The sequence below is a fragment of the Levilactobacillus senmaizukei DSM 21775 = NBRC 103853 genome, assembly GCF_001592085.1.
GTDB lineage: Bacteria > Bacillota > Bacilli > Lactobacillales > Lactobacillaceae > Levilactobacillus > Levilactobacillus senmaizukei.
This window is the reverse complement of the sequence record NZ_BCWD01000043.1, coordinates 1-2658: the sequence shown is the minus strand read 5'-3', so window position 1 is coordinate 2658 and position 2658 is coordinate 1. Positions and strand designations below refer to the sequence as shown.

Annotated in this window: 3 protein-coding genes; all 3 read right to left on the bottom strand. The window is 34.4% G+C overall.

What is annotated here, in order from left to right; translation table 11 throughout:
• Positions 1 to 217: 217 nt before the first annotated feature.
• The gene (locus LSE01S_RS10385; protein WP_061777558.1) at positions 218 to 1138 is read right to left on the bottom strand and encodes a hypothetical protein; all 921 of its coding nucleotides are present in this window, start codon (positions 1136 to 1138) and stop codon (positions 218 to 220) included.
• Positions 1135 to 2085 (bottom strand): DNA-methyltransferase, encoded by a 951-nt coding sequence (locus LSE01S_RS10380; protein ID WP_082622399.1) that lies wholly within the window; start codon positions 2083 to 2085, stop codon positions 1135 to 1137. Before LSE01S_RS10380 ends, LSE01S_RS10385 begins: the two co-directional genes overlap by 4 nt.
• A gap of 64 nt (positions 2086 to 2149) precedes the next feature.
• Entirely contained in the window at positions 2150 to 2518 is a 369-nt protein-coding gene (locus LSE01S_RS10375) for a hypothetical protein (protein ID WP_061777557.1), read from the bottom strand.
• Positions 2519 to 2658 lie beyond the last annotated feature (140 nt).

Here is a 2658-nt window from a genome sequence, read left to right as displayed (position 1 = left end):
TTTGTGGTGGGCGAAACGTTGATATTATCCACTTCGATTTTTTCGAAAGTTAAATTCACAAGCATAAAAAACAAGAAGCCCGCTAGACGAACGTTTAGCGGGCTTCTTTGGATAAGGCTGATTATGTTAACTACAGATTGGTCTATTTTTTTCACATTTATATTGAGTTCATTTTGAGCTTTTTATAGTATAATTCTACTCGTATAAAATGTGATTGTTAACTTATATACTGCCAAATATCGTTTAATAATAGATAATGGAATCTTTTGATTTGTTTTTTTAAGAGGTCATCAGATTCAAAAATTGGTCGCATATCCATATAATATACGCCATCTAGTGGGTTTATCTTTAGAGTGTACGCTTTAAAGTGTCCGGTTAAGAAAGTTTGACTGACTTTGTAGACGCCTTCTTTTTTTGCTTTTGCTCGTTGAACATCATGAAGAAAAATAGCAATTTGGGCAGTTTGTGTCCCTGATAAGCGATCATACAAATATTTATCCATGAATACTTTACTAATACGGTCTTTACTAGTAGTTTTTACAGAACCAATCATTGAGGGTGTCTTATAGTTTTTATGATGGACAATCATATCATGTTGCCAATTCATCTTTGATATTTGATTACCGTTATCATCTTTTATTGTCATGGGGAATGTACCATGGGTAGCATCTATTCCCATAGAACGCATGACATATAACATCATTAACTCGAATAAATCACCATTAATTTTTCTAGCATTGTTGCTTTTTCCTTGGGGTAATGTATCTAATGTAAAGCCAATAGCTTGTTGTGCAGTATATAAGAGTTCATCAATAATTTTAGGCTTAGTAATGAATTCTTTTGCCTTTTCTTTATGTTCATTTAGAAGAGATATATAATTATCGAATATGACACGTTTTTTTTGAAACTCATTGAAATTTAGAATTAGTTCGCTATTAAAAGGTCGTGTAATAGTGAAATTTGCATTCTTATTAAATTGAAAAAAGTTGTAGTTATGTTCATTTTGAGCTACTATAACGGCTTGTTTATTATCAGATAAATATTCCATAAAGGTGGAAGAAAAATCCAATATTTGTGCTAAATTATTGAAATCGTGTTTTAGCACGGTATCTTGAAGTTCTTTTAGTTTTTTTGTCATCTTATTCCTTTCCGTCTCAGTTCGTTCTTTCTATCTAGCCAGAACCATTCTTCGTCGGTCATATGCTTGGCCTCGGTAACTCTGTTGATAGCTAATTTGTTATATTCTCTAGATATGTCGTTTCCGAGCCAGTTTCTGCCTAGTTCTTCCGCTACAGTAATTGTGGTTCCTGAGCCGCTAAATGGATCAACGATAAGATCTTTGCGATTGGAAGAGGCTAAAACAAATTTTCTAATAAGTTCTTCTGGTTTTTGAGTTGGATGGTTTGTTTTTTCAGGGCTACCGTTATTCAAAGTTGGGATTTCGATAACGTCTTTGGGTTTTGCACCCATGGGGTTAGGCTGCCAACGTTCTTGCTTTTTATTATTTGAAAATGCCGAATTACTAGATTGAGAATGAGAAGGATATTTTAAAGTATGAGATCCATAGGGAATACGGATAAAATCTTGATTCATGATAAACTTTTTTGATTTTCTGAATTGAATAAAAGTTTCATGGCTGCGTCCCCAATCATTACCTAAGTTTCCTTTATTTAAATAATGCCATATCAACCACTTTGCTCCTACAAACAACTTCTCTTGTGCAACACGAAATTTAACGTCGGCTATAATTTCTGAGAATCCGGCAATGTATAATGACCCTGTATCCTTTAAAACGCGAGAAGCTTCTGTAATCCATGTAAGGGACCAACTAATATATTCTTCTTGAGAAGCAAACGTATCCCATTCTGCTTTTTTTATGGAGTATGGGGGGTCAGCAATTATCAAATCAACGCTTTTAGATGGAATGCTTTTTAAAAAAAGTGCAGCATCACCTTCGAAAAGTTGTCCTGATTTTGATTTAAATTGTAATATTGGGTCATCTTTATTGATTAATGGCAGATTTTTGGAATAATCATTAGTGTCATCATTAAAATTTAAATCTAACGGTACATCTTTTGGAAACATAATTTTTCTCCTGATTTTTTAGAATTATAGTGAGTACAAGTATGAATTAACTTTGTTTGCCCTGTCAATTCTTATTAATCTTGTTTATTTGGTAGTGTTCGAAGACGGAAGAGTCGTCATCGTAGGCAACATGTGTGGTAAAGTATTTGAGATTTTGATATTCAAGCATGAGTTGTTTGTTGGTTGCAATTTTATGGTTAAGCCAATCGCGGGTTTCTTCAGCAGTGATTTGGGCAGCATTTTCACCTTGAAGTTTTTCCAGTTCCGCCCCTTTTTGAATTAAGCGTTTGGTGCGTTGTTTACGTTTCTGCTGATTCAGTCGGTTCAATTCAGCTCTTTTGCGAGCCTTTAGTTGTTTCTCCTTTTCCTCAATCTTAGCAATTCGATTTTTGATGAGTTGCGTTTGTTTATCGGCAGTTTCATCTGAACTCATTTATAACACTTCCCTAGCAAAAAGGTGATAATCCTATTTAATACTTTGAGATGCTATAATGCAAGTACCGTAAGTCTAGCCCCCTGCTAAGGGCGCACTTATATGTACGCTACGCATACATATTTTTCGCTGCGCTCACG

Coding starts and splice junctions, on each gene's coding strand:
- LSE01S_RS10375 (WP_061777557.1), bottom strand. CDS start 2,518: ATGAGTTCAGATGAAACTGCCGATAAACAAACGCAACTCATCAAAAAT.
- LSE01S_RS10380 (WP_082622399.1), bottom strand. CDS start 2,085: ATGTTTCCAAAAGATGTACCGTTAGATTTAAATTTTAATGATGACACT.
- LSE01S_RS10385 (WP_061777558.1), bottom strand. CDS start 1,138: ATGACAAAAAAACTAAAAGAACTTCAAGATACCGTGCTAAAACACGAT.